This is a genomic window from Marinovum sp. J2-8 (assembly GCF_055808435.1).
Genome location: NZ_JBVVRZ010000014.1, coordinates 40,545 through 64,501, shown reverse-complemented (window position 1 = coordinate 64,501; position 23,957 = coordinate 40,545). Strand labels below are relative to the sequence as shown.

Here is a 23,957-nt window from a genome sequence, read left to right as displayed (position 1 = left end):
GAGGGCAATCGGCCCTGACCGAGATGGATGCCCTGATTGCCTATCTTCAGGTCATGGGCACCATGGTCGATTTTTCAACCTTCACACCAGACGCAAGCCGTTAAAGGGGCAGATGATGGATACCTATACGCTCTTGCGGGAAGTTGCCGACAGCTGGGTTTTGCTGGCGATGTTCCTGTTCTTTCTCGGGGTGATGATCTGGGCCTATCTGCCCAGCCAAAGCGCCGCCAGAACCGAAGCCCAGATGATCCCGTTTCGCGACGACGACGCACAGGCAAGCCTGAATTCCGACCTGAATGCCTGCCCCGAAGGGTCGCAGGCGATGGTGCAGAAAGGACAATCCGATGGCCGATAAGAAGCTGGATGAAGAAACCGGCACGGAAACCACCGGCCACAGCTGGGATGGCATCGAAGAGCTGAACACGCCCTTGCCGCGCTGGTGGCTCTGGACACTTTACGCCACGATTGTCTGGGGCATTGGCTATACCATTGCCTATCCGGCCTGGCCGATGATTTCCGGTGCTACGGCAGGGGTTCTGGGCTATTCGACCCGTGCGGCGGTGGCGACCGATATTGCCGAGCATGAGGCAAAGAACCAGGGCCTGGTCGAGGCGCTGTTGGCGGCAGATCTGACCACGCTTTCGGCTGGCGACGATCTGCATCGTTATGCGGTGGCGCGCGGCGGATCGGTGTTTCGTGCGCAATGCAGCCAGTGCCACGGTGCCGGTGCGGCGGGGGCGGTCGGTTATCCCAACCTGCTGGATGACGATTGGCTCTGGGGGGGGACATCGAAAGCATTTCCGCCACCGTGGCCCATGGCGTGCGCAACGACACCGACGACGATGCGCGCTATTCCGAAATGCCGGCCTTTGGCGACATGCTGGAAGACGAAGACATCCATGCCGTGGTTGAATATGTCTATGGGTTGTCATCGCCGGACTTTGACAAGGCCCTGGCCGAACAGGGGGCAACGGTCTTTGCCGACAATTGCAGCGCCTGTCATGGCGATACGGCCCAAGGTGACCGCGAGCTGGGCGCGCCAAATTTGGCAGATGCGATCTGGCTTTATGGCGGAAGTCGTGAAACAGTGGAAGAAACCGTACGCAATGCGCGCTACGGTGTGATGCCAGCCTGGGGCCAACGCCTTGGTCAGGCCGATATTCGCGCTGTTTCTGTCTATGTGCATTCCTTGGGAGGAGGCGAGTAGACAGACTGGCGGCCGCCATATGCGCGGCAGCCACCCCCGAAGCGGTCCTGTTCGCAAAACGACGCCGCTTCGGGGCCCTTGCTTGATCCAGATCAAGGCAAGCGCCCACCGGCCCGCGTATCAGGGGCCTGCGAACAGGATAACATCATGACAAATCAAAGCCTTTATGCCGCCAGAGAGCCGATTTTCCCGCGTCGGGTGTCCGGCATGTTCCGCCGCCTGAAATGGTGGATCATGGGGGTGACCCTGGCGATCTATTATCTGACCCCCTGGATCCGATGGGATCGCGGGCCGAACCTGCCGGATCAGGCGGTGTTGGTCGATATGATGCACCGTCGTTTCTATTTCTTCTGGATCGAGATCTGGCCGCATGAATTCTATTTCGTGGCCGGTCTGTTGATCATGGCGGGCTTGGGGCTTTTCCTGTTCACCTCTGCATTGGGGCGGGTTTGGTGTGGCTATGCCTGTCCCCAGACGGTCTGGACGGATCTTTTCATTCTGGTCGAACGTTGGATCGAGGGCGACCGCAATGCGCGGGTGCGCCTGCATCGCGCCAATTGGTCGTTCCGCAAATGGCGATTGCGGTTGGTGAAATGGGCGGTCTGGTTGCTGATTTCCATCGCGACCGGCGGGGCTTGGGTGTTCTACTTTACCGATGCGCCAACCCTTCTGGCCGATCTTGGGTCGTTTTCGGCGCATCCAATTGCCTATGGCACCATTGCGGTGTTGACGCTGACCACCTTTGTCTTTGGCGGTTTCATGCGTGAACAGGTCTGTATCTACATGTGCCCCTGGCCGCGCATTCAATCTGCGATGATGGATTCCGACACGATCACCGTGGCCTATCGCGATTGGCGCGGTGAACCGCGCGGCAAGAAACATGACGGCACCGCCGGCGATTGCGTGGATTGCATGGCCTGCGTCAATGTCTGTCCGATGGGGATCGACATCCGCGACGGCCAGCAGATGGAATGTATTACCTGTGCGCTGTGCATTGATGCCTGTGACGATGTGATGGGCAAAATCGGCAAACCGCGTGGGTTGATCGACTATCTTGCACTGTCGGACGAGGCCGCCGAACGGCAGGCGACCCGCCCAAACCAATCTGGCGTCATGTTCTGCGCCCGCGCACCTTGATCTATACCGCGCTGTGGTCGGCAATCGGGGTTGGGCTGATCTATGCCCTGTTTATCCGAACCGACATCGAACTGACGGTCAGCCCGGTGCGCAATCCGGTGTATGTCGTGCAATCCGATGGTGCGATCCGCAATATCTATGATGTGCGGCTGCGCAACAAATCCGGCGATGACCGTGATTTCCGGCTCAGCCTGACCAGCGACGACATTCTGAGGATCAGGCTGGAGGGGCAGGAAAACACATATTCGGTCAATGTCGCGGCGGACAGCACCCATCTGCAACGGGTCTATGTCACCGCGCGTCCGCAGGATCCGGCGGCAACACGTGCCGTGACCGATTTCCGCTTTTGGGTCGAGGCGACGGATGGTGACACCACCACCCGCGCCAGCCAGGCCACCGTATTCAATGGAAGGGTTCAATGATGAAAAAGATCACCGGTTGGCATGTCTTTGGCGCATTTGCGCTGGCTTTTGGCATCATCATTTCGGTCAATCTGACCCTGGCGTTTCAGGCCGTGCGCACCTTTCCGGGGCTGGAGGTCAAGAATTCCTATGTCGCCAGCCAGACCTTTGATGTTCAGCGCAACGCGCAAGAGGCCTTGGCCTGGGATGTTGCGGCGACCTTGGAAAACGACCAGCTGCGGCTTGAAATCTCGCAGGATGGCATCCCGGTGCAACCCCGGATCACAAAGGCGGTTTTTGGCCGTGCCACCCATGTGGGCGAAGATCAACAGCCTGTGTTTGCCTTTGATGGCCGGGCGTTTCTGGCCGATGTGCAAGGCGGCGGGGGCAATTGGAACCTGCGTCTGACGGCACAGGCCGAGGATGGCACATTGTTTCAGCAACGTATCATTGTGCGGGTGGTGTCGTGACCGCGGCCTGTCCGGCCTGTGCGGCCGCGCCCCTGGCTGCGGAAATGGCCCAAGGTCCGGCGCTGCAATTTTCGTTGCCGACAATCCATTGCGCCGCCTGTATCGGCAAGATCGAGGGCGGCTTGCGCGGTCTGGTCGGCGTGACCGGCGTGCGGGTGAACCTGTCGCTGAAACGGCTGACGGTGTCCGGCACGATTGACCCCGCTCAGGTCTTGTCCGCCCTGAGCGATCTTGGCTACGAGGCCTATGCGCTGGATCTTGAGGCGCTGCAAAAGGTGCGCGACGATCAGGGCAGGGCGCTGCTGACGCGGTTGGCGGTGGCCGGCTTTGCGATGATGAACGTGATGTTGCTGTCGGTTGCGGTCTGGTCCGGGGCGACGGATGCGACACGGGATCTGTTTCACCTGATCTCGGCGATGATTGCCCTGCCGGTGGTGGCTTATGCCGGTCAGCCCTTCTTTCACAATGCCTGGGCCGCCCTGCGTGTTGGCCGGTTGAACATGGATGTGCCGATTTCGCTGGCCATCCTGCTGGCGGCGGGCATGTCGTTGTATGAAACGCTGAACAGCGGCGCGCATGCCTATTTTGATGCCGCGCTGTCGCTGACGTTTTTTTTGCTGATCGGGCGGTACATGGATCACCGCACCCGGTCGGCTGCGCAATCCGCCGCCAAGGAATTGCACGCGCTTGAGGTGCACACCGCCGAGCGTGAGACCAATGGCCGGGTCGAGACGGTCAACCTTGCCGATCTGGCGGTCGGGGATGTGCTTTGGGTGCCGACCGGCGCGCGGGTGCCTGTTGATGGGCGGCTTTTGGATGCCACTGCATTGATGGACCGTGCGATCCTGACCGGCGAAAGCGCGGCGGTGGACGTGCAGGAACACGACATGTTGCAAGCGGGAGAGGTCAACCTGTCCGCGCCCGTCAGGATCATGGCAACCGCGGTTGGCGAAGACAGCTCGCTTCGGCAAATGGCGGCGCTGGTCGAAACCGCGGAACAGGCCCGCAACAGCTATACCGCGCTGGCGGACAGGGCCGCACAGATCTATGCGCCGGCGGTGCATCTGTTGGCATTTGCGGCCTTTCTGGGCTGGGTCGCGGCTACCGGCGATCTGCGCCATGCGCTGAATATTGCGATCGCGGTGCTGATCATCACCTGTCCCTGCGCCTTGGGGCTGGCGGTGCCAGCGGTGTCGACCGCCGCGATCAGCCGGTTGTTTTCACACGGCTTCCTGGTCAAACACGCCACCGCGCTGGAACGGTTGGCAGAGGTCGATCATGTGGTCTTTGACAAGACCGGCACGCTGACCCAACCGGCAATCGACCTGCCACTGGGCATGAACATGCGCGACCGTTCCGTTGTGCGGGCCTTGGCGCAGACATCGCATCACCCAATGTCCAAGGCATTGGTGACAGCGTTGAACGACGCGCCGGTCGCCACGGTGACCGAGATAACCGAGGTCGCGGGGCAGGGGCTCTGTGCGCTTTATCAGGGCGAAACGGTGCGCTTGGGGCGGGGGCCTGGCTGGGCGCGTCTTTTGCCGGGCTTGGCTATCGCTTTGGCGCGGCAGAGCCGGTGCAGATTGAAACGCTGGATGCGCTGCGTCCGGGCGTGGCGACCGCGCTGGCTGGGCTGGATCTGACGGCAGAGGTGGTGACCGGGGACAGCGACGAACCGGCCCGCGCGCTGGCCCGCGCCCTGAACATCCCGGTGACCGCAAACGCGCGCCCCGAGGACAAGCTGCGCATTCTGTCGGATCACGCGGCCAAGGGGCATCACGTGATGATGGTCGGGGACGGGTTGAACGACACAGGTGCCCTGGCCGCCGCCCATGCATCAATTGCCCCTGCCAAAGCGCTGGAGGCATCGCGCAATGCCGCCGACATCGTGGTGCTGAAAGACAGCTTTGCCGAACTGCCATTGGTGCTGAAAATCGCCCGCGCCACGCGGCGGTTGTCACAACAGAATTTTGCCATTGCCGCGATCTATAATTGCATCGCTGTGCCAATCGCGCTGGCCGGTTTTGCCACGCCACTGGCGGCGGCGCTGGCCATGTCGCTGTCGTCGATCACCGTGCTGCTTAATGCCCAAAGGATGAGGTATCTGTAGATGAACGTTCTGGTGGTGCTGATCCCGGTTTCGCTGGTGCTTGGGGCGCTGGGCCTTGCGGCGTTCCTTTGGACCGTGCGGTCCGACCAATATGACGATGACGCGGGCAATGCGTCGCGTATTCTGTTGGATGATTAAGACGTTTCACGTCTGATCCGGCCGGTCGGGGTGTGCCTGTCGCGGGGCACCCTGCGAATTCAAACCGCGTCCTCTGCAAGAGCTCAAAGCCGCCCTTGCGGGGATCTGCGCGACCGGGCGGGTGGCCACCCGGTCGCTTGTTTTGGCGTGTATCTTTACGCTGCGACCCTAAAGGGCGGCGTTACAGGGCGGCGGTTACGATGAACTCGACCCGGTATTCCGGTGTGGCCAGCTTGGCCTCGCCACAGGCCCGTGCGGCCGGGTTGGCTGGGTCGACCCAGGCGTCATAGACCGCGTTCATCGCGGCGAAATCTTCCATGTCGGCCAGCCAGATAATCACCTGCAACAGCTTGGATTTGTCGCTGCCCGCCTCGGCCAGAAGCGCGTCCACCGCGTCAAGGCAATCCTGTGTCTGGGTGGCAATATCTGCCCCTGCTGTGCCCACCTGACCGGCGAGGTAGACGGTATTGTTGTGAACAACGGCTTGGCTCATGCGGGGGCCGGGGTGCAAACGTGTGATGGTCATTGGATCTCTTTCTTGCTGGAAACTTGTGCAGTTGTAGCCGTCTTGCCGGAATTCGCACAGATCTACGGCATAGCTTGGGCGTATGCCGCGTATAGCGTAGGGTAATGATTGATGCGCCCGGAGCCCCGGCGCAACTGACGGCGATACTGATGTGTAATCGAAAGATCAACAATGAACAGCAATTTGCAATCGGATCTGAATTGGAATCTGTTGCGTGTGTTTTACATGATCGGCAAGGAAAAGGGCATTACCAAGGCCGCAAGACGTCTGGGCCTGAGCCAACCGTCGGTCAGCAATGCCTTGCAAAAGCTTGAAGCCCAGCTTGGCAGCCAGTTGGTGTTCCGCGATAGCCGCCAGTTTGAACTGACGCCGACGGGGGACAAGATCTTTCAGGAATGCCGCGACATTTTTCATAGCGCCGAACGGATTGCCCATGTGGTCGGCGAAGAAGACGGCCATGAACGCGGGCAGGTGCGCTATCAGATCATCAGCGATCTGGTGTCGCCGATGCTGGACGAAATGCTGCGTCTGTTTCATCAGCGCCACCCCTCTGTTGTCTTCCAAAGCGAGATTCAGAACAGTCAGGCAATCGTGCGCAATATCCAGCAGGGTCGGCTTGGTCTGGGGTTTTGTCTGTTGTCGAAACCGCTGGTCAATCTGACGTCTATCCGGTTGTTCCGCGAGGAATTTCGCCTGTTCTGCGGCGCGGAACATCCCCTGTTTGGTCAGGACACGGTGACGGTGCGTGAACTTCAGCGTGAACCGTTCATCTCTTTTGCCTGCGCCACCGAAGGCATGGGCCTGGAGCCGATGTCGGTCCTGCGCGAAGGCACGCGGCTGGGTGATCGCATCAATGGGCTTTCCACCAATATGGAAGAAGTGCGCCGGATGATTGCCGCCGGGATCGGTATTGGCATCCTGCCGCTGGCCTGTGCGCAAAATGACATCCGCGAGGGCAATCTTTGGCCGCTTGAAATCACCGATGAAACCATCGGGGCCGATGTCTATCTGGTTCATGCCCCGGCAGAGAAATTGTCTCCGTCGGAACAGAAATTCGTGCAGATGGCACAGGAATTGATTGCGCTTTACCCAGAGATGAGCTGATCCGCCGCCAGGGTTGCGGCGGCCAGATCCTGAAGCGCCATGCCCGCGGATTTGAAGACGGTAAAGGCGTCATCGGATTGGCGGCCCGGATGGGCGCCCTGACAAAGCTGTGACAGGTCAGCAAGAATATGGCTGTCGGTGATCGCCCCGCTGTCCAGCGGTTGTGCCAGATCGCCCGCCAGCATCGCGCCTTTGCGGTGGTCGACAAAAACCTCGGCCTGCATGATCGCCCTGTCGTCGCTTTCGCGCATGTCGGCTTTGAACGCTCCGACAAGATCCAGATGGGTGCCGGGGCGCAGCCAGTCGCCGAAAATGATCGGCTGGGTGGCGGCGGTGAGTGTGGTGATCACATCCGCAGCGCCACATGCGGTTTCAAGATCATCCGAAACGGTGGCATTGATCCCCAGATCGCGCAGTGTCGCGGCAATATTTGCGGCTTTTGCCGGTGTGCGGCCCCAGATCGTGACATCGCGATAGGACCGGACCGCGCAATGGGCGGCGGCCGAGGACACCGCCAATTGCCCGGTGCCCACCACCAAAAGACGGCTGGCATCAGCACGGGCGAGGTAATCCGCCGCCAGCGCCGAGGCCGCAGGCGTGCGCCGCGCGGTCAGCGTGTCCCCATCCAGCGCGGCCTGCATCTGGCCGGTTGCGCCATCAAACAGCAAATAGCCTGCGTTGATGGTGGGGCGGCCTTGGTCCGCGTTCTGGGGAAAGAAGGTGACAACCTTGACCCCGATGTTTTGCCCCGGAACCCAGGCGGGCATGATCAACAGCGACGCTTCGCTGCCGTCCGGTTGTTGGATGCTCAACACCTGCCGCTCGGGCGCTTCGACCGTGTCGGCCCTGTACCACGCGCGCAATTCCGCGATCAGGGCCGGCCAGTCCAGCGCCGATTCCAGCGCCGCATGTCCGATCAGGGCGGTCATCGATCGGCCCGCGTCACGACGGCGTGCAGAAGGATGTTCAACCCGGCCACGAAATCCGCCGGATCGCAGCTTTCTTCGTTGTTGTGGGTGATGCCGTTCTTGCACGGCGCAAAGATCATCGCCGTCGGGCAATGCGTGGCCAGGAAATAGGCGTCATGGCCCGCCTGGCTTTGAATATCGCGCCAGTTATAGTCCATGCGCACCGCCTGTTGCCGGATGCCGTCGATCATCTCGTGGTCGAAAATGTCGCCGCCCCATTCCCATTCGTCTTCGATCACCGCCTCACAGCCACAGCGGGCTGCGGATTCATACAGAGCACGGCGCATCTTTTCGGCCATGGCGCGGGTGGTGATTGGATCGGGGTGGCGCACGTCACAGACCGCTTCGGCTGTGTCGGACAGGATGCCGGGTTTGTTGGGCCAGGCGGTCAACCGCGCCGCTGTGGCCTTGCCATCCAGCACCGCGAAATCCCAGCCGATGTCATCGACAGCGGTCAGCCAACGCGCCCCCGCCGCCAGCGCATTTTTGCGCAGGTCCATCGGGGTGGGGCCGGTGTGCGATGTCTGCCCCTTGAAAGAGGCGCGCATGCCGCGCACCGGATAGCCGCCGGTGACAATGCCAACCTGGCGGTTTTCCGCGTCCAAAATCGGCCCCTGTTCGATGTGCAGTTCGAAATAGGCGTCGATCTCACCCGCTTTGCAGGCGCGCGCGCCCTTGTAGCCGATCCGCTCCAACTCATCGCCAAACCGCGCGCCATCGTCGCCGATCAGGTCATGCACCCAGTCGATGTCATACTTGCCGATGAAACAGCCCGAGGCGACCATCGGCGGCGAAAACCGCGCGCCTTCCTCGTTGGTCCAATCGACCACGACAATGGGGCGCTTGGTGACATGGCCCAGGTCGTTCAGGCTGCGGATCACCTCAAGCCCGGCCAAAACCCCGGCGATACCATCAAAGCGCCCGCCGTTGATCTGGGTGTCCAGATGGCTGCCGATCAGGATTGGGGGCAGGTCATTGTCGGTGCCATCGCGGCGGCCAAAGATATTGCCGGCGGCGTCAACCTCGACCGACAGGCCGGCCGCAAGACACCATTCGCGAAACAGATCGCGCATGGTCTTGTCATCATCGCCCAAGGTCAGCCGCGACAGCCCACCGGGACGGCCCACGCCGATTTCGGCAGAGGCTTCGATGGTTGACCAAAACCGGTCAAGGTTCACACGGGCGTCAGGGGTCATCGGCATGGTGTATGCTCTTTCATCTTGGATGTTCGGATCAGAACAGAATGGAGGGAAGGTCGGTGATCAGCGCCGGGAACAGCACCAGCAACAGCAGCACGCCAACCATCACGCCAAGGAACGGCACGAGGTAACGGAACGAGGCGCTGAGCGGGATTTGCCCGACGCGGCAAGCGGCCATAAGATCAATGCCCAGCGGCGGCGTATTGGCCCCGATGGCAAGGTTGATGGTCAGCAGGATGCCGAAATAGACCGGATCAATGCCATAGTGATGCAGGATCGGCAGGAACACCGGCGCAAGGATCAGGATGATCGCAATCGATTCCATGAAGGTGCCAAGGATCAACAGGATGGCCATCATCAACAGCAGTGCAACGGTGCCGCTTTCGGTGGCCTGGGTGATGCCGGACACCGCCAGTTGAGGCACCTGTTCGGCGGCGAGAATCCAGCCAAAGACGGAGGCCGAGGCAATCACCAACAGGATCACGCCGGTCATCTCGGTGGTTTCGCGCAGAAGCCGCAGCAACAGCGTCAGGGTCAGCACGCGGTACACAAAGACGCCGATGAACAGCGCATAGGCCACGCCGATGCCGGCCGCCTCGGTCGGGGTGAAAAAGCCAAGCCGGATGCCGCCAACAATGATCAGCGGCGCCAGCATCGCCAGGATGGAGCCCTTGGCGGCGCGGCCAAGCTCGCCCCATGTGAAAGGGTCGCCACCCTGCCAGCCATTTTTGCGCGAAATCCACCATGCGACGAGGATCAGACCAAGCCCCAACAGGATACCGGGGATGATGGCGGCAACGAAAAGCTGCCCGATTGAGCTGTTGGTGGCAGTGCCATAAACGATCAACACGATCGACGGCGGAATGACGGTGCCAAGTGAGCCAGCACAGCCAAGGGCCGAGGCGCTGAACCCCGGCGCATAGCCCTGATCGCGCATTGCGGGCAGCATCATTGTGCCAATCGCCACCACATCCGCCACACCAGAGCCCGAGAGCGAGCCGAACAACATGCAGGCGATGATCATCACCATGGCCAGACCGCCGGTGCGCCGCCCAATCAGCGCCGAACACAGCGCAATGATCCGTGGCGCAAGGCCCCCATGCACCATCAGCAGGCCCGCCAGCAAAAACAGTGGGATAGCCAGCAAAGTGAAACTGTTGATGCCGGCCACAGCCCGCTGGGCCACCACGATCATCGGCGCGGTATCAGCAATCAACAGGTAAAACATCGACGACAGGCCAAGCGCCACGGCAATGGGCGCATCAATCAGCACCAACAGCACGAATACAAGAATAAGAAGGCCAAGGGCGAGGCTCATTCCCGGCCTCCTTTCAACAGAAATCCGACCAGCGCCAAACCGCAGCAGACCGGCAAAGACAGGTAGAACAGCCCAACGGGCAGCGACAAAGCGGTGGTTTGATGTGACCATGTGATCCCGGTCAGCCGTGCGCCGGTGATCATCAACACGATCAGAAACGTCACACTGGCCAGCCCGGCCAACAGGCCAAACACCCGGCGCAGCGCGGGTGGCATGGCGATCAAATCCAGCAATCCGGCGCGGAAATGGGTGCTGCGCACAAATCCCGACACCGCACCGACAAAGGTCAACCAGACCAGAAACAGGCGCGGCAATTCTTCGGCCCAGCGCGGGGTGGAGGAAAACAGATAGCGCGACGCCACGACGTAGACCACCATCACCGCAAATCCGCCAACCAGCCCCGCACCCATCCAGCGTACAACGCGGTCAATCACATGTGCCGCGCGAAGCGACGCTGTAGAAAGCTTCATGGTTTCAAAATCCCTTCGGGGCCGCGGCACAGCATGCATTCGTCGCAATAGGCGGCGACAACGACCCATTCATCGGAAATCACCTCGACCGTATGATCGAGCCCGGGGGGCAGGCGCACCGCCGTGCCTTCGGTCATGTGGTATTCTTCGCCGCCCGCGCGCAGGATCGCCTCGCCCTTGAGCGTCAGGGTCACCTCGTCGCGCGGATGGCTGTGGGCGGTGGATTTCGCGCCCTTTTTGCCGGTGGTGACGGAGAGTTTGATAAATCCTTCGCCGCGCGCTGCCGGGGAAAACAGCACCTTTTGGCTGAAGTCATAAAGTTGCACCGGCTCCACCGATGCAACTTCTGTTATTTCCGGACGCAGGCTCATTTGCGGTAGGTATTCAAAATGGCCAGGAGATCTTCGCCGTAGACGTCTTTTTGATCTTCCCAGATCGGCGCAACCGCTTCGATGAATGCGGCTTTATCGACCTCGTTGAAGATCATGCCCTTGGCTTCCAGTTGCGCGACCAATTCGGCATTGGCGGCGGCAACCATATCACGCTGTTGCGCGCCCCAGCTGGTGGCGGCCTCGGTCACGATGGCCTGATCTTCTGGCGAAATCTTGTTCCATGTGGCGTTGGACATGGTCAATGTCGCCGCACCCCAGATGTGTTCGGACATCGAAACGTATTTCTGAACCTCAAAGAAGGACGAGGAATAGATGATCGCCAGCGGGTTTTCCTGAGCGTCAAATACCCCCTGTTGCAGCGCCGAATACAGCTCGCCAAACGACAGCGGCGCGGGTTCGGCCCCAAGGCCCTCAAACGTGGCGAGGCGCACTTTGTCCGGGGTTACGCGGATTTTGATACCGTCCAGATCGGCAGGTTTTTCAATCGGGCGCACGCTGTTGGTGATGTTGCGGAAGCCGTTTTCCCACCAGCCCAGAACCTTGATGCCCTTGGCATCCAGCATCTCTTCCAGCGCGTCACCAAGATCGCCGTCAAGCGCGGCAAAGGCCTGATCCCGCGCGCCCCAGGCATAAGGCATTTCGATGATGCCCATGCGCGGCTCGATCGCCTGAAACGACCCCGATCCAATCAGGCCAGGCCTGAACCGAGCCGAATTGCAGACCTTCGATCACCTCTTTTTCGCTGCCCAGCTGGCCCGAGGCAAAGACCTCGATCTTGACGCGGCCGTCGGTTTTGGCGGTCACTTCGTCGGCAAAGCCGGTCGCCGCGATATGCCAGCTGTGGCTTTCCGGCAGGACGTGACCCAGCCGCACCGACACGTCGGCGGCAAGCGCCGTCGTGGATGAAAGCGCCGCAAGGCAGGCCGCCAGAACACCGGTTTTCAGTCGTTTGATTGAGTGATTTATTTTTTCTCTCCTGTGGACACAACAATTTTGTCCATGGAATACCGAACCCGGTTTTCACGCAAATAGCGCCCGGCTATGGCAGTGAGAACTTTTGTGAATGTAGGGTCTGCGATGTGTCCCGGGTCTGAGGTAAACCACTGGTTGCGCAAAAGGCGCGCGCCGGGAAATTGATTGATTTGGCTGCGGAAATTCGACGGCCAAGTGGTGAAAGCGATTTTATTTCAGGGGCTTGAGTGGACTTCTCGTTACCACAGGCTTTGCAGCAAATTGAACAGCTCGGTAAGCACCGGGCTGTCCTTGCGGCGGTCCAATGCGACGAAACACAGACAGGCCGGCACCGAAACAGAGTTGCAGACCGCAAGGCCAAAGGATTGTTTTTGGTGCAGGGCAATGGATTCACGGCACAGGCTCAGCCCGATACCAGACCGCACCATTTCCAGCATCGAGGCCTCTTGGTCGACACGGGCAACGACGTTCAGACGTTCATCGAGATCCTGATACACCTTGGCCAAAAGCCGGTGATGCACCGATCTGTCCGGTGTGCCGATCCAGGGCAACGTCGCCAGCGAGGTCCAGTCGGCGTTCTCGATCTTGTTCTGCCAACCGACCGGACCGATGATGCGATAGCTGAAGTCTGCAAGCTTGATCGCATGTATTGGATCTTCGACTTCTGATCCCATCTGCGCCAGATCCGTGGGACCACACAGATAGAATCCGGCGTCAATTTGGTTGCGCTTCAGCCAGACCAGAATATCGCCGCTGACACCATGGGTCAGCTCGGTTTCGATGTCAGGGTGTTCCGTGCGCAGGCGTGCCAGCATCCGACCCAGGCGGATGAATTCGGGATCGACAATTGTCCCGATCTTGAGCTTTCCGCTGATGCGACCGGAACGCCGCCGTGCGCTGCGGTGGAAATCGTTCATTGATTCAAGAACATGTTCCGCCTTGGCCAGCACCGCGGCACCATCATGACTTAGCCGGAGCCCGGTGGCGGTGCGGTTGAACAAGACGATTCCGGTCTCTTCGGCCAGCCGCTTTATCTGATGGCTGATCGCGGGTTGCGTCAGGTTCAAAACCTCGGCGGCGCGCGAAACGCTCCCTTCTCGTGCCACGGTCACAAAGGCCAAGATGCTGTTAATATTCGAGAAACGATCCATATTAAAATTCCTAATATTACTGTGTGGCATTTGTCATTAGGTTTTTTTGCGGCCCTCGCCCAAAGCTTATCGAAATTCGCGTTCGGGGAGGGGACGTGACCGGATCGAACTGCTTTTGCCGACGCGGCAAAACGCGGTTTCTGGTTCATCAACTCCCCCTGTCTGCGCGGTCGACAATGCTATGACTTATGGATGGGGGGCGTTATGTCCGAAGCTTCAAACGGGTTTGACTTTATCGTAATTGGTGGCGGCTCTGCCGGGTGTTTGATGGCCAATCGGTTGAGCGCGGATCCAGCGAACCGGGTGCTGCTTCTGGAGGCTGGCAAGCCGGACACCTATCCGTGGATTTACATTCCCGTCGGCTATCTCTACTGCATCGGCAACCCACGGGCCGATTGGATGTACAAGACCGAGCCGGACAAAGGTTTGAACGGGCGGAGTTTTTTGTATCCGCGCGGAAAAACGCTGGGTGGATGTTCGTCGATCAACGGCATGATCTATATGCGCGGTCAGGCGCGCGATTACGACAATTGGGCTGCGTTGACCGGTGAGGAGGCCTGGAACTGGGAAAATTCGCTGGTCAATTTCAAAGCGCATGAAGACCATTACAAGCTGGATGATGGCGCCGATCCGGTCACCGGTGACAACAGCCGGTTTTCCGATATGCATGGCCACGGCGGCGAATGGCGGATCGAAAAGCAGCGCCTGCGCTGGGACGTTCTGGACAGCTTTGCCGATGCTGCGGTGGAAACCGGCATCCAGAAAACCGACGACTTCAACAGTGGCGACAATGCCGGTGTCGGCTATTTCGATGTGAACCAGCGGTCCGGCTGGCGCTGGAACACATCCAAGGCGTTCCTGCGCCCGGCCAAACAACGCCCCAACTTGACCATCTGGACCGAAGCACAGGTCGAAAAGCTTGTCTTTGACAAGACGGACGACGGCAAACTGCGCTGTGTCGGGGCCAAGGTTCAGCGTGCGGGCACATCCACCGTCGTCAAAGCCGCGCGCGAGGTGGTTTTGTCTGCCGGGGCAGTGAATTCGCCGCAGATCCTTCAGCTTTCGGGGATTGGTCCGGCTGAATTGCTGAAGGCACATGGCATCGACGTGGTCATGGACCAGCCCTTTGTCGGTGAGAACCTGCAAGACCATTTGCAAATCCGGGCGGTGTTCAAGGTCAAGGGCACAAGCACCATGAACACCCTGGCCAATTCCATGATCGGAAAGGCCAAGATCGGGTTGGAATATCTGTTCAAACGGTCGGGCCCGATGAGCATGTCACCCAGCCAGCTGGGCGCCTTCACCCGGTCTGATCCCTCGCGCTCTCATGCCAATCTGGAATATCACGTGCAACCGCTCAGCCTTGAGGCTTTTGGTGATGATCTGCATGATTTTCCGGCGATGACCGTCAGCGTCTGCAACCTGAACCCCACCAGCCGCGGCCATGTGCGCATTGCCTCTGCCGATTTCCGGGATGCGCCGAAAATCTCGCCCAACTATCTCGACACGGAAGATGATCGAAAGGTGGCGGCAGACAGCCTGCGTCAGGTGCGTGAAATCATGGCGCAATCGGCGATGCAGCCTTATGAGCCCGAGGAATACAAACCCGGCATTCAATACCAAAGCGACGCGGATCTGGCCCGGCTTGCCGGCGATATTGCCAGCACGATTTTCCACCCCGTCGGCACCGTCAAAATGGGCCGCGCGGACGACAACACCGCTGTTCTGGACCCGCATCTGCGGCTCAAGGGTGTCGCGGGGCTGCGCGTCGTTGATGCCTCTGTCATGCCAGAGATTACCAGCGGAAACACCAATTCCCCCACCATCATGATCGCGGAAAAAGCGGCAGGCTGGATTTTGGCGGGTCAATAACCCCGATCATCAAAAACATGAGAAGCCTTTCTGGAGGTCACATGCGAAATTCGTTTTCCAAACTGCCGCTTACCGGTGTGAAAGTCGTGGATTTTGGCCAGTATATTGCGGGCCCCGCTGTTGCGATGCTTCTTGGCGATCTGGGGGCCACGGTCGTGCATATTGATCCGCCCGCGGGCGCGATATGGGACAGCCCGGCCAATGCCACGTTGAACCGGAACAAGGTCATCGTAAATCTGGATCTGAAAACCGAAGACGGGTTGGAACAGGCGCTGGCGCTCTGTGCCGAGGCCGACATCATTGTTGAGAATTTCCGCCCCGGCAAGCTGGCCAAGCTGGGCATTGATTTCGCCGCCATGCGCGCGGAGCGGCCAGAGCTGATCACCATTTCGGTGCCGGGGTTTGCCTCGAATGATGCCGAGCGCCGCGAATTGCGTGCCTATGAAAGCATTGTCGCGGCCAGTTCGGGCGTCTTTACCGACATGGGGCTGAACCGGGTTCTGATGGGGTTGAACCCGTCGTTTTCGCCGCTGCCGCTGGCCTCGGCCTATGCGTCACAGATCGCCGCTTCGGCCACGGTGCTGGCGCTGCAATCACGTCAGGTCACCGGCCTTGGCGATCAGATCGAGGTGCCGCTTGCCGCCGCCGTGATGGAGGGGCTGTGCTATAACTCGATCAAGGTTGACGGGATGCCCGAACGCTATCTGACCCAGCGCGAGATGGAGATAGAGCGCCGCCGCATCGAAGGTCTTCCGATGAATGTCAGCTATGAAGAGCTGCAAGAGCTGATGGACCCGTTTTTCCGCAGCTACATGTGCAAGGACGGGCGCATGTTCTATGTGGTCTGCCCCAGCCACAAGAACCATGCGCGCCGCTGTCTTGAGGTGCTGGGCATCTATGATGAGCTGCTGGAAGAGGGGCTGACATCCGAGGAAAACACCTATCGGCCGTGGTCGGAGTGGGAGCATAAAACCTCGCTCGGGGTGTATCCGATGCCAAAGGACTGGGCCGACAAGATCTCGGAGCGGATGAAAGAGGTCTTTATGACCCGCACCTCGCACGAGTGGAAAAAGATGTTTGGTCGCGGGCTTATTCCGGGCGCGCCGCAACGGTGGCTGCAAGAGTGGATTCACGACGAATATGCCGAAGCCTCTGGTTTGATGATCGACGTATGGGATCCTGTTTATGGGGAAATGACCCAACCCGGTCCCGTCGTATGGATGGAGGAAAGCGGCGAAGAGGCGCTGAAACCCGAACCGCGTCGCTGGGTGGAATATGACGAGGCGCTGAAGATTTTAAGGAAGATACGCACCGAAATCCCCGAAGTGACAGAGGACGCGGTGCCGGACGGATGGTTGTCGGGGGTGCGTATTCTGGATCTGTGCAACGTGATCGCGGGGCCACATTCGGCCAGCTATCTGGCGCGTTTCGGGGCCGAGGTGATCAAACTGGAACCGGCAGAGCCGATGTATGACAGCTGGAACACCGTCATCTATGGCATGTCGCAAATGCGCGGCAAACGGTCCATCCTGGCGGACATCACATCCCGCCACGGGCGGCAGGTGTTTGAAGATCTGGTGAAATCCGTTGATATCATTGTCTGGAATGCCCCCGACAACCAGATCAAGAAGATGGGGCTGGACGCCGACAATCTGCGCAAGCTCAATCCTGATGCGCTGTTCTGCAAGCTGGATTGTTTCAGCGGTGTGCGGCGCGGTGCCCGAACGGATTACATCGGCTATGACGATCTGGTTCAGGCGGCAACGGGCATCATGCTGCGCTTTGGCGGCGCGATGGACCGCCCCGAGGAACACGCCCATGTCGGCACGATCGACGTGATGTGCGGTTTCGGTGGCGCCCTGGCTGTTGCGGCGGCGCTTTATCAGAAACACCGCCATGGCCGCATTGGTCGCGGGCGCACGTCGCTGACCGCCAACAGCGGATTGTTGCAGGTGCCGTTTGCCTATGACTATCGGGGCAGGGGGCTTTTTGATGAACCTTCCGGCCCGGAGGCAAGCGGCTATAACGCGCTTGCAAGGTTCTATAGCACGGCGTCGCAATACATCCTGCTCAGCGCCTATGAGGGCGATCTGCCGTTGTTCCGCAATGTCGAGGGGCTGGAACAGCTGCCGGATTTGCCAGAGGAAGAGCGCGCCGCGTTTTTGGCAAATGCCTTTCAATTACAGCCCGCAACGGAATGGGTCGCACGTTTGCAAGCCGCAGATGTCGGTGCGGTGATCTGTGAAAACCTCAATTCGCTTCGGGCGCAAAACCTGCGCGATGCGGATGGCACAGCGGGAACCGAAAACGGCAGCTATTCGTTCTCAAGATACCCCGATCACCCAAGCGGCCATGAGGTTATCCAGCTTGATCCCTATGCCGTGCGATCCACGCGTGCAAAAGTGGTTGCCGTGGCCCCAGCCGAGAAATTCGGCGCGTCGACCCGCGCAATCCTTTCGGAACTCGGCTACGCCGAAAGCGCGATAGAGGCGATACTCAAATCCGGAAATCTGACCAATTCCTGGAGCGAAGAATACCTGCCAAGTTGATCGGATCATGTGTTTGCCGCACATCCGGGCAAGCACCAGTGACGCACAGCGACGGGCATTGACCAACGCCAATGCCCGAATTCCCAGCCAGCCGCATGAATTGATCGGTCACGTGATGACACATCACGTGGGAGGGCCGATTGCGCCTGGCGTTCACCAGCCATTCAGGAGGAAACATGGCCAATAAACCCCCATTGATGGAATTACCTATCCGAACCGCGGAGCGCGGATTTTACGCTGGTTTCAGCAAAGATGTCGCGATCACATCCAAAATTCTGATTGCGGCTCTGATCGTCTGGGCCATTGCGGTGCCAGAGAAAGCAGCAACAATCCTTGGCGATCTCAACGGGTCTTTGCTTGGGACATTTTCAAGCTGGTATATCTACGTCGTCGCGCTTTTCCTGATTGTGTGTATCGTTCTGGCGCTGATCCCCAGCACGGGCCGTCTGAAACTTGGGCTGGATGGGGATACACCGGAATTTTCCAGTTTCTCCTGGTTTTCGATGATGTTCGGCGCGGGCATCGGCATTGGCATGCTGACCTTTGCAACCGCCGAACCGATGTATCATTTTGCCACAAACCCCAATGTGATCATGGGCGAAACCGGGGCCTCGGCCGCCGATAATGTCAACAACGCCTATCTTTGGTCATTCCTGCATTGGGGGTTTTCCGCCTGGGCATGTTACGCCATCGTTGGGCTGTCGCTGGCGTATTTTTCCTATCGTCGCAACTTGCCTCTGACCATCCGCTCTGCGCTGACGCCGCTGTTCGGCGAGAAGCTCTCTGGTATCCTGGGCCATGTCGTGGATGTTGTCGCCGTGGTGGCCACCATTCTGGGCGTGGCACAGACGCTTGGTTTCGGGGTCGAGCAATTCGTATCCGGTCTGCACCGGATCGGTTTTGGTGACTGGCTTATTGTTGCGGACACCGGCGCGCCGTCCACGGCCGGTGTGATCACCGCGCTTTTGATCATCATGGGTGCATCTACCTTGTCGGCGTTGTCGGGCGTTGGCAAAGGCATCAAATGGCTTTCCAACATCAACATGGGGCTGAGCTTCTTCTTGCTCGCGTTCTTCTTGGTGTTCGGGTCCACATTCTTTGGTTTGACCGCGCTCGTAGAGGGGCTGTTCACCTACATCATCCAATTGCCAAAATTGCTGTTCACCGTTTGGACATCTGATGGCGTCGAGGGCAGCGAAGCCGCGCAGCTGGCAAGCTGGCAGGGCGGGTGGTCTGTTTTCTATTGGGCATGGTGGATCGCATTTGCGCCGTTTGTCGGGGTGTTCCTTGCCCGGATCTCGCGGGGTCGTACGCTTCGTGAATACATTCTGGGTGCGATCATTATTCCCTCCATCATGTGTTTCGTCTGGTTCACCATTGTGGGGGGCACAGCGATTGATCTGACCCTGAACGGCGGCGCAGGCGATGCAATTTCCGGCGCGGGGCAACAGAACCAGCTGTTTGCGATGCTTGATTTCATCCTTGGGTCCGGGGCGGCCTGGGTGATGGCGGTGATCGTTGTTGTCTTGTTGCTGACCTATCTGGTGACAACCGCGGATTCCGCGATCCTGATCGTCAACACCATCAACGCCGCCGGTGCAGAGAAGCCCTCTGGCCGACCGCACATCATCTTCTGGGGGGTGGCCCTGTCCCTGGTTGTGGGCGGGTTGCTGATCGCGGGCGGTGTCGGGGCGATCCAATCCGCCATGGTGATCGGCGCGTTGCCATTTTCGCTGGTGATGGGGTTGATGTGCGTTTCCCTTGTCAAAGCGATCTGGAAAGACGGCATCCGCGAGAGAAACGGAGTGCAGGCAGTTCATTCCGAAGACTGATCTTTGAAGGGGGGCTTTAGAGCCCCCTTTTTTTATCGGCCAATTGCCTGCGGGTCCTGGGGCGGGCAGGTGGGGCTGGCCCATCGGGTGCAGATCGCAAGGTCACACATCGCACGGTCAAACATCGCTCGGACATACAGGGGGCACGCTCAGGTCGCGCGCAATCAATGCGACCATGACCTGACGGCTGACCAGTCACATGATTCCATCGAGGGCGCTGCAATCACGCTGGCGTGCCAGACGCCGTGACAGCTGGGCCAAGCCCGCGTTCCCCGTCTGTGGGGCGCGATTGCCCCATCGGGGCGTGTCTGTTGAATTCGGTAAATGGCTGGGATGGTAGGATTCGAACCTACGGTACACTGTACCAAAAACAGTTGCCTTACCACTTGGCTACATCCCAACTGTGCGGGTCTCATTAAGCAAATCGCCAAAGGGGTTCAAGCCCTGTTGTACGAAAAACGATGCTTTTTGCAGGATTTGTTTTACGGCGAATTTCGACCGAAATCCCGCACCACCACAAGCCGGGCTTTTGCGGCGAACCAAGCCCCGGTTGCAGCTGTATTTTCGCTTCTTATAGGCCGAAGTCGAAAAAAGCCCGGTTGCACAATGATTTTGCCTTGACGCGCCCCGGCTGCTGTCTTAATTCCGCCGGGCCTGTGGCGGAGTAGCTCAGTTGGTTAGAGCAGCGGAATCATAATCCGCGTGTCGGGGGTTCAAGTCCCTCCTCCGCTACCATTATTTCCCTCAAAGATCGTGACATTGAACCGGCTGAAAAGCCCCCTTTGACCTGTGGCCAATCGGGCTTGGGGTTTGGGCCATTTTGCCGGGCTTCGTGTTCTGACACATCCACGACCGATGTGCTGGCGTGGGCCAATTGCAGGTCAGGGCGGTGGCATGGGCAACTCGCGTGACCTGCGCTCCAAGACCTCGACACATAAAACAGTTGGCAGATGCCGGGCAATTTCGGACCAGGAATCACCGGCGGAAAAATTGGCAAAGATCGACCCGGACTTGGTGCCGAAATATACCCCGGCAGGCGAGGATCCGTCGGTGGCCATGGCCTGGCGCAGCACGGTGAAATAGCAGTTTTCCACCGGCATGCCGGTTTGCTTCTTTGTCCATGTGTCGCCGCCGTCGGTCGATTTCCATATCGCGGCCGAGGCCCCGGGCGGAAAGCGCCCTTGGGAATCGCCGTTCAACGGCAATGTCCAGATCATGCGGCTGTCAGTTTTTCCCAAGTGGTGCCGCCATCTTTGCTGGCGAACAATTGGGCCGGTTTTGCCCCGACGTAGATGGCATTCGGCGTGTGGTGCACGGACCAAAGCGCGTCGATCTGGCCACTGAAGGGCGCGGGCGGGGCGGGGGACAGGTCAAAAAGCCGGGCCGCTTCGGGATCGTTGCGCACCCTTTCGTCCAGCTGACCATCGGCAAGTTTGCTAAGGGTCCAGGTTTGCCCACCATCGTCGGTCCGCCAGACACCTGCGCCAAAGAATTCGCCGCCACCGGCCGCCCAAATGGTGCCGGTTTCAGGATCGCTGGTCATGTGGTTGATGCGCCAGCCGTCACAGAATGGGCCGGTGACAGACCATTGCTGGCGGTCCGCATTGCCGTTCAACAGGAACGCGCCTTTGTTGGTGCCGATCAACAGGGTTGTCTCAGCCATGGGGGCCTCCGTCCACGCCAATTGCCACCAGACTATCACAGCGCGGTCTTGCAACCTACGGGCGGGTGTTCAGACGCCCTGCAGTGTCAGGGAAAAGGTGCGTTGTGCCCCCGCAGGTGGCTTGGGAAAGGGCGCGGCGCGGCGGATCACGCGCAGCGCGGCATTGTCCAGCTTGCCCGATCCAGAGCTGCGGGTCACGCGTGCGGCGGCCAACCGGCCATTGGCGGCAATCGTGAATTGCACGCGCACTTTGCCTTTGACACCGGCCTTTAGCGTTCCGGCCCGGCGCAAGCGGGCCATCACCTTGCCGGGGTAATTTGCCGCCGCCGCATTGCCCGGCTTCACCGCCTGTTTTCGCGCCGGAGTGGCTGCGCTGGCGGCGCGGTTTGTGCCGGTGGCCTTGGTCGCACCGGCGCGGGTGGTGGTTTTGGCCGTGCCGCGCGGCGTTTGCGTCGTGGTGGTCTTTTTCGGGCGGTTGGGCGCGGGTGGCGCGACCTTTTCCAATCCGGGCGGGCGGATTTTCGGCCGCAGGGAGGCATGGGGGTCGGCGGTTTCGGGCGTTTGCGCAGTGATGAGTTCAGAGCCTTTGGGGCTGACAGCTGGCTCTGTGCTGACAGGCGGTTCTGTGGCCACCGGGGGGCTTGGCCGTTCGGCTTTTTGGGGATCGCCAGATTGATTGGCCGTGATCGAACCGGCCATCGGCGCGGGTGCAGGGGCCATTGCGCGCGCGGGTGCCATGGCCGCAGAAACGGCGGGTGGTGCTGCCTGTGCCACCTGCGGCTCTGGGGCAGTGACCATGGGAGCTGTCGCCGGGGCGGGCGCGGTGGCGCCTGTGCGTGCCGCTTGCGGCTGGGGGGCGGGTGCCAGCGGTGCCAGCTCCGCCCTTTCCGGCGCGGGGGCCGCGGTCACCCTGTCGGGTGTGACGCTTTGGGTCACGGGAGCGGTGTTCGTTTTGGCCAGAGCGGGGGGCGGGGCAAATGTGTCCATCGCGACGGGCGGATGTTGTGCCGCATTCAGGGGCGGCAGGGGCGGGGCGGCCTGGGCCACGTCGGGGCGATCGGCCTGCGCCTTGGTCGGGGTGGCGGTCAGTGTCCCTTCGGACAGATCGGCAAAGCTGTTGCCCAATTGGACCGCCACATTGGCCCCGCCCCCCGCGATTTCCACGGGCTGCGAGGATGGCAGAAACGCCCAGATCAAAAACCCGTGCAGCGCCACGGCAGAGAGCGCTGCGCCGATTTTGACAAACCCGGAGGTCAGGACCATCGCATGTCCTTTGGGGTCATGGCGACAAGGCGACCGGCCTCTGGCATGTGTTGATCGGTGGATGAACCGACACGGGTTCGCCGCGCAAACGGGGATGCACAACCTCTGTGCAATCCGGGGATTGGGCGCAAGAGGACCGAAGGGGCGCTCATCCGATCAGACCGAGCGTGGCGCTGCGGCTGCTGACCGCCAAGCCGTCTTCGCAGGCGGTGGCGTCCAGATCCGGCGCATCACAGGTCTGTGCGCCGTTGATCAGGATCTGGCTGATGCCGTCACAGGACAGCCCGGAAATCACGAACTGGCGGACGCGGGGGCGTGCGGCGGGCAGGGGGCCGAAATCAAACAGCGTCAATCGCTCGACCTGACCCGAGGTGTCAAACACCACCGCCTCATATACCGCACGGTCAATATCCGCCGCATGGCCATTCTGGATCAGAAAGGTCAGCGTGCAATTGTCCGTCTGGCTTTGGGCGGTGTTCAGCTCGACCTGAACGCGCGGGCCGATAGCATCCTGCGCCTGTGCCTGTGCCTGCGCCACCGGCGCGGCAATAGACAGAGCGGCACAGATGGCACAACGGATAACATCGGCAACACGCATGGCAAAGATCCTGTCAGCAAGGCCCGGAACGGGCGTTTGCCGGATCTCTTACCCGGAATAGGCGGCAATTTCGATTCCGAATTCAGTCACCGCTTTGATCGGACAGGCCCGAATTGGCACCGGAACGCGGATCATTTACTTGGTCAGGATCAATTTCCCGGCTTTGGTGATGCGCAGGGTATAAACCTTGCCGTCCAGCACGATACGCGCGGTGGCATTGTGCCCCACAAGCATCCGTGCGTCATAGGCCGGGCCGGCGTCGTCCGTGGTGTTTTGAATCAGGTCGATGGGACGGGCAATCGCGTTCATCGGTCTGCCTCCAACCGGTCAAGCATGTCTTCCAGTCGCAATTCCGTCGGGAAAGATCCGCTGAGCGCGTTTTGCAAAAGATCGTGCCAGGGTGGGATAGGCAAGGTGATGCCACGGGTTTTCGGGCGCGGTTGGGCCATGTTCAGTCTCCAGTTACAAAGGGAACCGGGCTGTCCGTGCAGGATGGCTGGGTCTTGCGTATAAAGTTGACTGAAAAGATAAGGATTGTCAAGCCGAGCCGTTTTGCGACTTTGGGCGCATACATTTGGGCGCATACAAATGGGGCCCCGGGCCCCATTGCGGTGCCC

At 60.0% G+C, this 23,957-nt stretch carries 22 protein-coding genes, 2 tRNA genes and 4 pseudogenes; 12 read left to right on the top strand and 16 right to left on the bottom strand.

Annotated features, from left to right (window positions below; translation table 11 throughout):
• From AC0L4F_RS22925 to ccoS, 7 genes and pseudogenes are all read left to right on the top strand, one after another.
• A pseudogene (locus tag AC0L4F_RS22925) lies at nt 1-104 on the top strand (cytochrome-c oxidase, cbb3-type subunit II); the annotation flags it as partial.
• A gap of 8 nt (nt 105-112) precedes the next feature.
• Nucleotides 113-355, top strand: a complete 243-nt coding sequence (locus AC0L4F_RS22920) for a cbb3-type cytochrome c oxidase subunit 3 (RefSeq protein ID WP_348524159.1) — start codon at nt 113-115, stop codon at nt 353-355.
• Nucleotides 345-1,207 (top strand): annotated as a pseudogene (ccoP, locus tag AC0L4F_RS22915) (cytochrome-c oxidase, cbb3-type subunit III). Before AC0L4F_RS22920 ends, ccoP begins: the two are co-directional and overlap by 11 nt.
• A gap of 207 nt (nt 1,208-1,414) precedes the next feature.
• Nucleotides 1,415-2,766: pseudogene (gene ccoG, locus AC0L4F_RS22910) on the top strand (cytochrome c oxidase accessory protein CcoG).
• Nucleotides 2,763-3,215 carry a FixH family protein gene (locus AC0L4F_RS22905; RefSeq protein WP_348524158.1) on the top strand — a complete coding sequence of 151 codons (453 nt, stop codon included), beginning with the start codon at nt 2,763-2,765 and terminating at the stop codon, nt 3,213-3,215. The pseudogene ccoG and the gene AC0L4F_RS22905 overlap by 4 nt, the downstream one beginning before the upstream one ends.
• A 44-nt stretch (nt 3,216-3,259) precedes the next feature.
• Nucleotides 3,260-5,325: pseudogene (locus tag AC0L4F_RS22900) on the top strand (heavy metal translocating P-type ATPase).
• Complete coding sequence (ccoS, locus tag AC0L4F_RS22895; RefSeq protein WP_244691733.1) at nt 5,326-5,463, top strand: cbb3-type cytochrome oxidase assembly protein CcoS; 138 nt, start codon at nt 5,326-5,328, stop codon at nt 5,461-5,463. It abuts the pseudogene before it with no gap.
• 181 nt (nt 5,464-5,644) lie between these two features.
• Here ccoS and AC0L4F_RS22890 read toward each other — a convergent pair whose 3' ends face one another.
• Nucleotides 5,645-5,989, bottom strand: coding sequence for a RidA family protein (locus AC0L4F_RS22890; RefSeq protein WP_244691732.1), 345 nt, complete (start codon nt 5,987-5,989; stop codon nt 5,645-5,647).
• A 171-nt stretch (nt 5,990-6,160) separates the two neighbouring features.
• Here AC0L4F_RS22890 and AC0L4F_RS22885 point away from each other — a divergent pair, with 171 nt between their 5' ends.
• Nucleotides 6,161-7,093 (top strand): LysR family transcriptional regulator, encoded by a 933-nt coding sequence (locus tag AC0L4F_RS22885; RefSeq protein WP_244691731.1) that lies wholly within the window; start codon nt 6,161-6,163, stop codon nt 7,091-7,093.
• Here the strand turns inward: AC0L4F_RS22885 and lhpI are convergent.
• The 8 genes from lhpI to AC0L4F_RS22845 form a co-directional block, all read right to left on the bottom strand.
• Nucleotides 7,075-8,022 carry a bifunctional Delta(1)-pyrroline-2-carboxylate/Delta(1)-piperideine-2-carboxylate reductase gene (gene lhpI / locus AC0L4F_RS22880; protein WP_244691730.1) on the bottom strand — a complete coding sequence of 316 codons (948 nt, stop codon included), beginning with the start codon at nt 8,020-8,022 and terminating at the stop codon, nt 7,075-7,077. The two genes, AC0L4F_RS22885 and lhpI, sit on opposite strands and share 19 nt — an antisense overlap.
• Nucleotides 8,019-9,263 carry a Zn-dependent hydrolase gene (locus AC0L4F_RS22875; RefSeq protein WP_244691729.1) on the bottom strand — a complete coding sequence of 415 codons (1,245 nt, stop codon included), beginning with the start codon at nt 9,261-9,263 and terminating at the stop codon, nt 8,019-8,021. The genes lhpI and AC0L4F_RS22875 overlap by 4 nt, the downstream gene beginning before the upstream one ends.
• 31 nt (nt 9,264-9,294) lie before the next feature.
• The gene (locus tag AC0L4F_RS22870) at nt 9,295-10,578 is read right to left on the bottom strand and encodes a TRAP transporter large permease (protein WP_244691728.1); all 1,284 of its coding nucleotides are present in this window, start codon (nt 10,576-10,578) and stop codon (nt 9,295-9,297) included.
• A complete protein-coding gene (locus tag AC0L4F_RS22865) occupies nt 10,575-11,048 on the bottom strand; it encodes a TRAP transporter small permease (protein WP_244691727.1) in 474 nt (157 codons plus the stop codon). The genes AC0L4F_RS22870 and AC0L4F_RS22865 overlap by 4 nt, the downstream gene beginning before the upstream one ends.
• Nucleotides 11,045-11,374 carry a cupin domain-containing protein gene (locus AC0L4F_RS22860; RefSeq protein WP_244691726.1) on the bottom strand — a complete coding sequence of 110 codons (330 nt, stop codon included), beginning with the start codon at nt 11,372-11,374 and terminating at the stop codon, nt 11,045-11,047. Before AC0L4F_RS22860 ends, AC0L4F_RS22865 begins: the two co-directional genes overlap by 4 nt.
• Nucleotides 11,375-11,415: 41 nt before the next feature.
• Complete coding sequence (locus tag AC0L4F_RS22855) at nt 11,416-12,093, bottom strand: DctP family TRAP transporter solute-binding subunit (RefSeq protein WP_280520742.1); 678 nt, start codon at nt 12,091-12,093, stop codon at nt 11,416-11,418.
• Nucleotides 12,032-12,319, bottom strand: coding sequence for a TRAP transporter substrate-binding protein DctP (gene dctP / locus AC0L4F_RS22850; RefSeq protein ID WP_348524155.1), 288 nt, complete (start codon nt 12,317-12,319; stop codon nt 12,032-12,034). Before dctP ends, AC0L4F_RS22855 begins: the two co-directional genes overlap by 62 nt.
• A gap of 332 nt (nt 12,320-12,651) precedes the next feature.
• Nucleotides 12,652-13,563 (bottom strand): LysR family transcriptional regulator, encoded by a 912-nt coding sequence (locus tag AC0L4F_RS22845; protein ID WP_244691725.1) that lies wholly within the window; start codon nt 13,561-13,563, stop codon nt 12,652-12,654.
• Between the two features lie 204 nt (nt 13,564-13,767).
• Between AC0L4F_RS22845 and AC0L4F_RS22840 the strand changes: the two genes are divergently transcribed.
• The 3 genes from AC0L4F_RS22840 (at nt 13,768) to AC0L4F_RS22830 (ending at nt 19,816) form a co-directional block, all read left to right on the top strand.
• Nucleotides 13,768-15,435 carry a GMC family oxidoreductase gene (locus tag AC0L4F_RS22840; RefSeq protein WP_244691724.1) on the top strand — a complete coding sequence of 556 codons (1,668 nt, stop codon included), beginning with the start codon at nt 13,768-13,770 and terminating at the stop codon, nt 15,433-15,435.
• 41 nt (nt 15,436-15,476) lie between these two features.
• Entirely contained in the window at nt 15,477-17,984 is a 2,508-nt protein-coding gene (locus tag AC0L4F_RS22835; protein ID WP_244691723.1) for a CoA transferase, read from the top strand.
• 176 nt (nt 17,985-18,160) lie between these two features.
• Nucleotides 18,161-19,816 (top strand): BCCT family transporter, encoded by a 1,656-nt coding sequence (locus tag AC0L4F_RS22830; protein WP_244691722.1) that lies wholly within the window; start codon nt 18,161-18,163, stop codon nt 19,814-19,816.
• A 325-nt stretch (nt 19,817-20,141) separates the two neighbouring features.
• On the opposite strand, the gene AC0L4F_RS22825 is transcribed toward AC0L4F_RS22830, so the two are convergent.
• Nucleotides 20,142-20,216, bottom strand: a tRNA-Gln gene (locus tag AC0L4F_RS22825).
• Between the two features lie 258 nt (nt 20,217-20,474).
• Between AC0L4F_RS22825 and AC0L4F_RS22820 the strand changes: the two genes are divergently transcribed.
• Nucleotides 20,475-20,551 (top strand) — tRNA-Met (locus tag AC0L4F_RS22820).
• Nucleotides 20,552-20,697: 146 nt separating this feature from the next.
• Here AC0L4F_RS22820 and AC0L4F_RS22815 read toward each other — a convergent pair.
• The 6 genes from AC0L4F_RS22815 to AC0L4F_RS22790 form a co-directional block, all read right to left on the bottom strand.
• Entirely contained in the window at nt 20,698-21,033 is a 336-nt protein-coding gene (locus AC0L4F_RS22815) for a WD40/YVTN/BNR-like repeat-containing protein (RefSeq protein ID WP_348524154.1), read from the bottom strand.
• Nucleotides 21,030-21,479 carry a WD40/YVTN/BNR-like repeat-containing protein gene (locus tag AC0L4F_RS22810; RefSeq protein ID WP_348524153.1) on the bottom strand — a complete coding sequence of 150 codons (450 nt, stop codon included), beginning with the start codon at nt 21,477-21,479 and terminating at the stop codon, nt 21,030-21,032. The genes AC0L4F_RS22815 and AC0L4F_RS22810 overlap by 4 nt, the downstream gene beginning before the upstream one ends.
• A gap of 69 nt (nt 21,480-21,548) precedes the next feature.
• Nucleotides 21,549-22,742, bottom strand: coding sequence for an energy transducer TonB (locus AC0L4F_RS22805; RefSeq protein WP_244691721.1), 1,194 nt, complete (start codon nt 22,740-22,742; stop codon nt 21,549-21,551).
• Nucleotides 22,743-22,890: 148 nt separating this feature from the next.
• Nucleotides 22,891-23,340 carry a hypothetical protein gene (locus AC0L4F_RS22800; protein WP_244691720.1) on the bottom strand — a complete coding sequence of 150 codons (450 nt, stop codon included), beginning with the start codon at nt 23,338-23,340 and terminating at the stop codon, nt 22,891-22,893.
• A 135-nt stretch (nt 23,341-23,475) separates the two neighbouring features.
• Nucleotides 23,476-23,649, bottom strand: a complete 174-nt coding sequence (hemP, locus tag AC0L4F_RS22795) for a hemin uptake protein HemP (protein WP_244691718.1) — start codon at nt 23,647-23,649, stop codon at nt 23,476-23,478.
• Nucleotides 23,646-23,789 (bottom strand): hypothetical protein, encoded by a 144-nt coding sequence (locus tag AC0L4F_RS22790; RefSeq protein ID WP_244691716.1) that lies wholly within the window; start codon nt 23,787-23,789, stop codon nt 23,646-23,648. Before AC0L4F_RS22790 ends, hemP begins: the two co-directional genes overlap by 4 nt.
• Between the last annotated feature and the right edge of the window lie 168 nt (nt 23,790-23,957).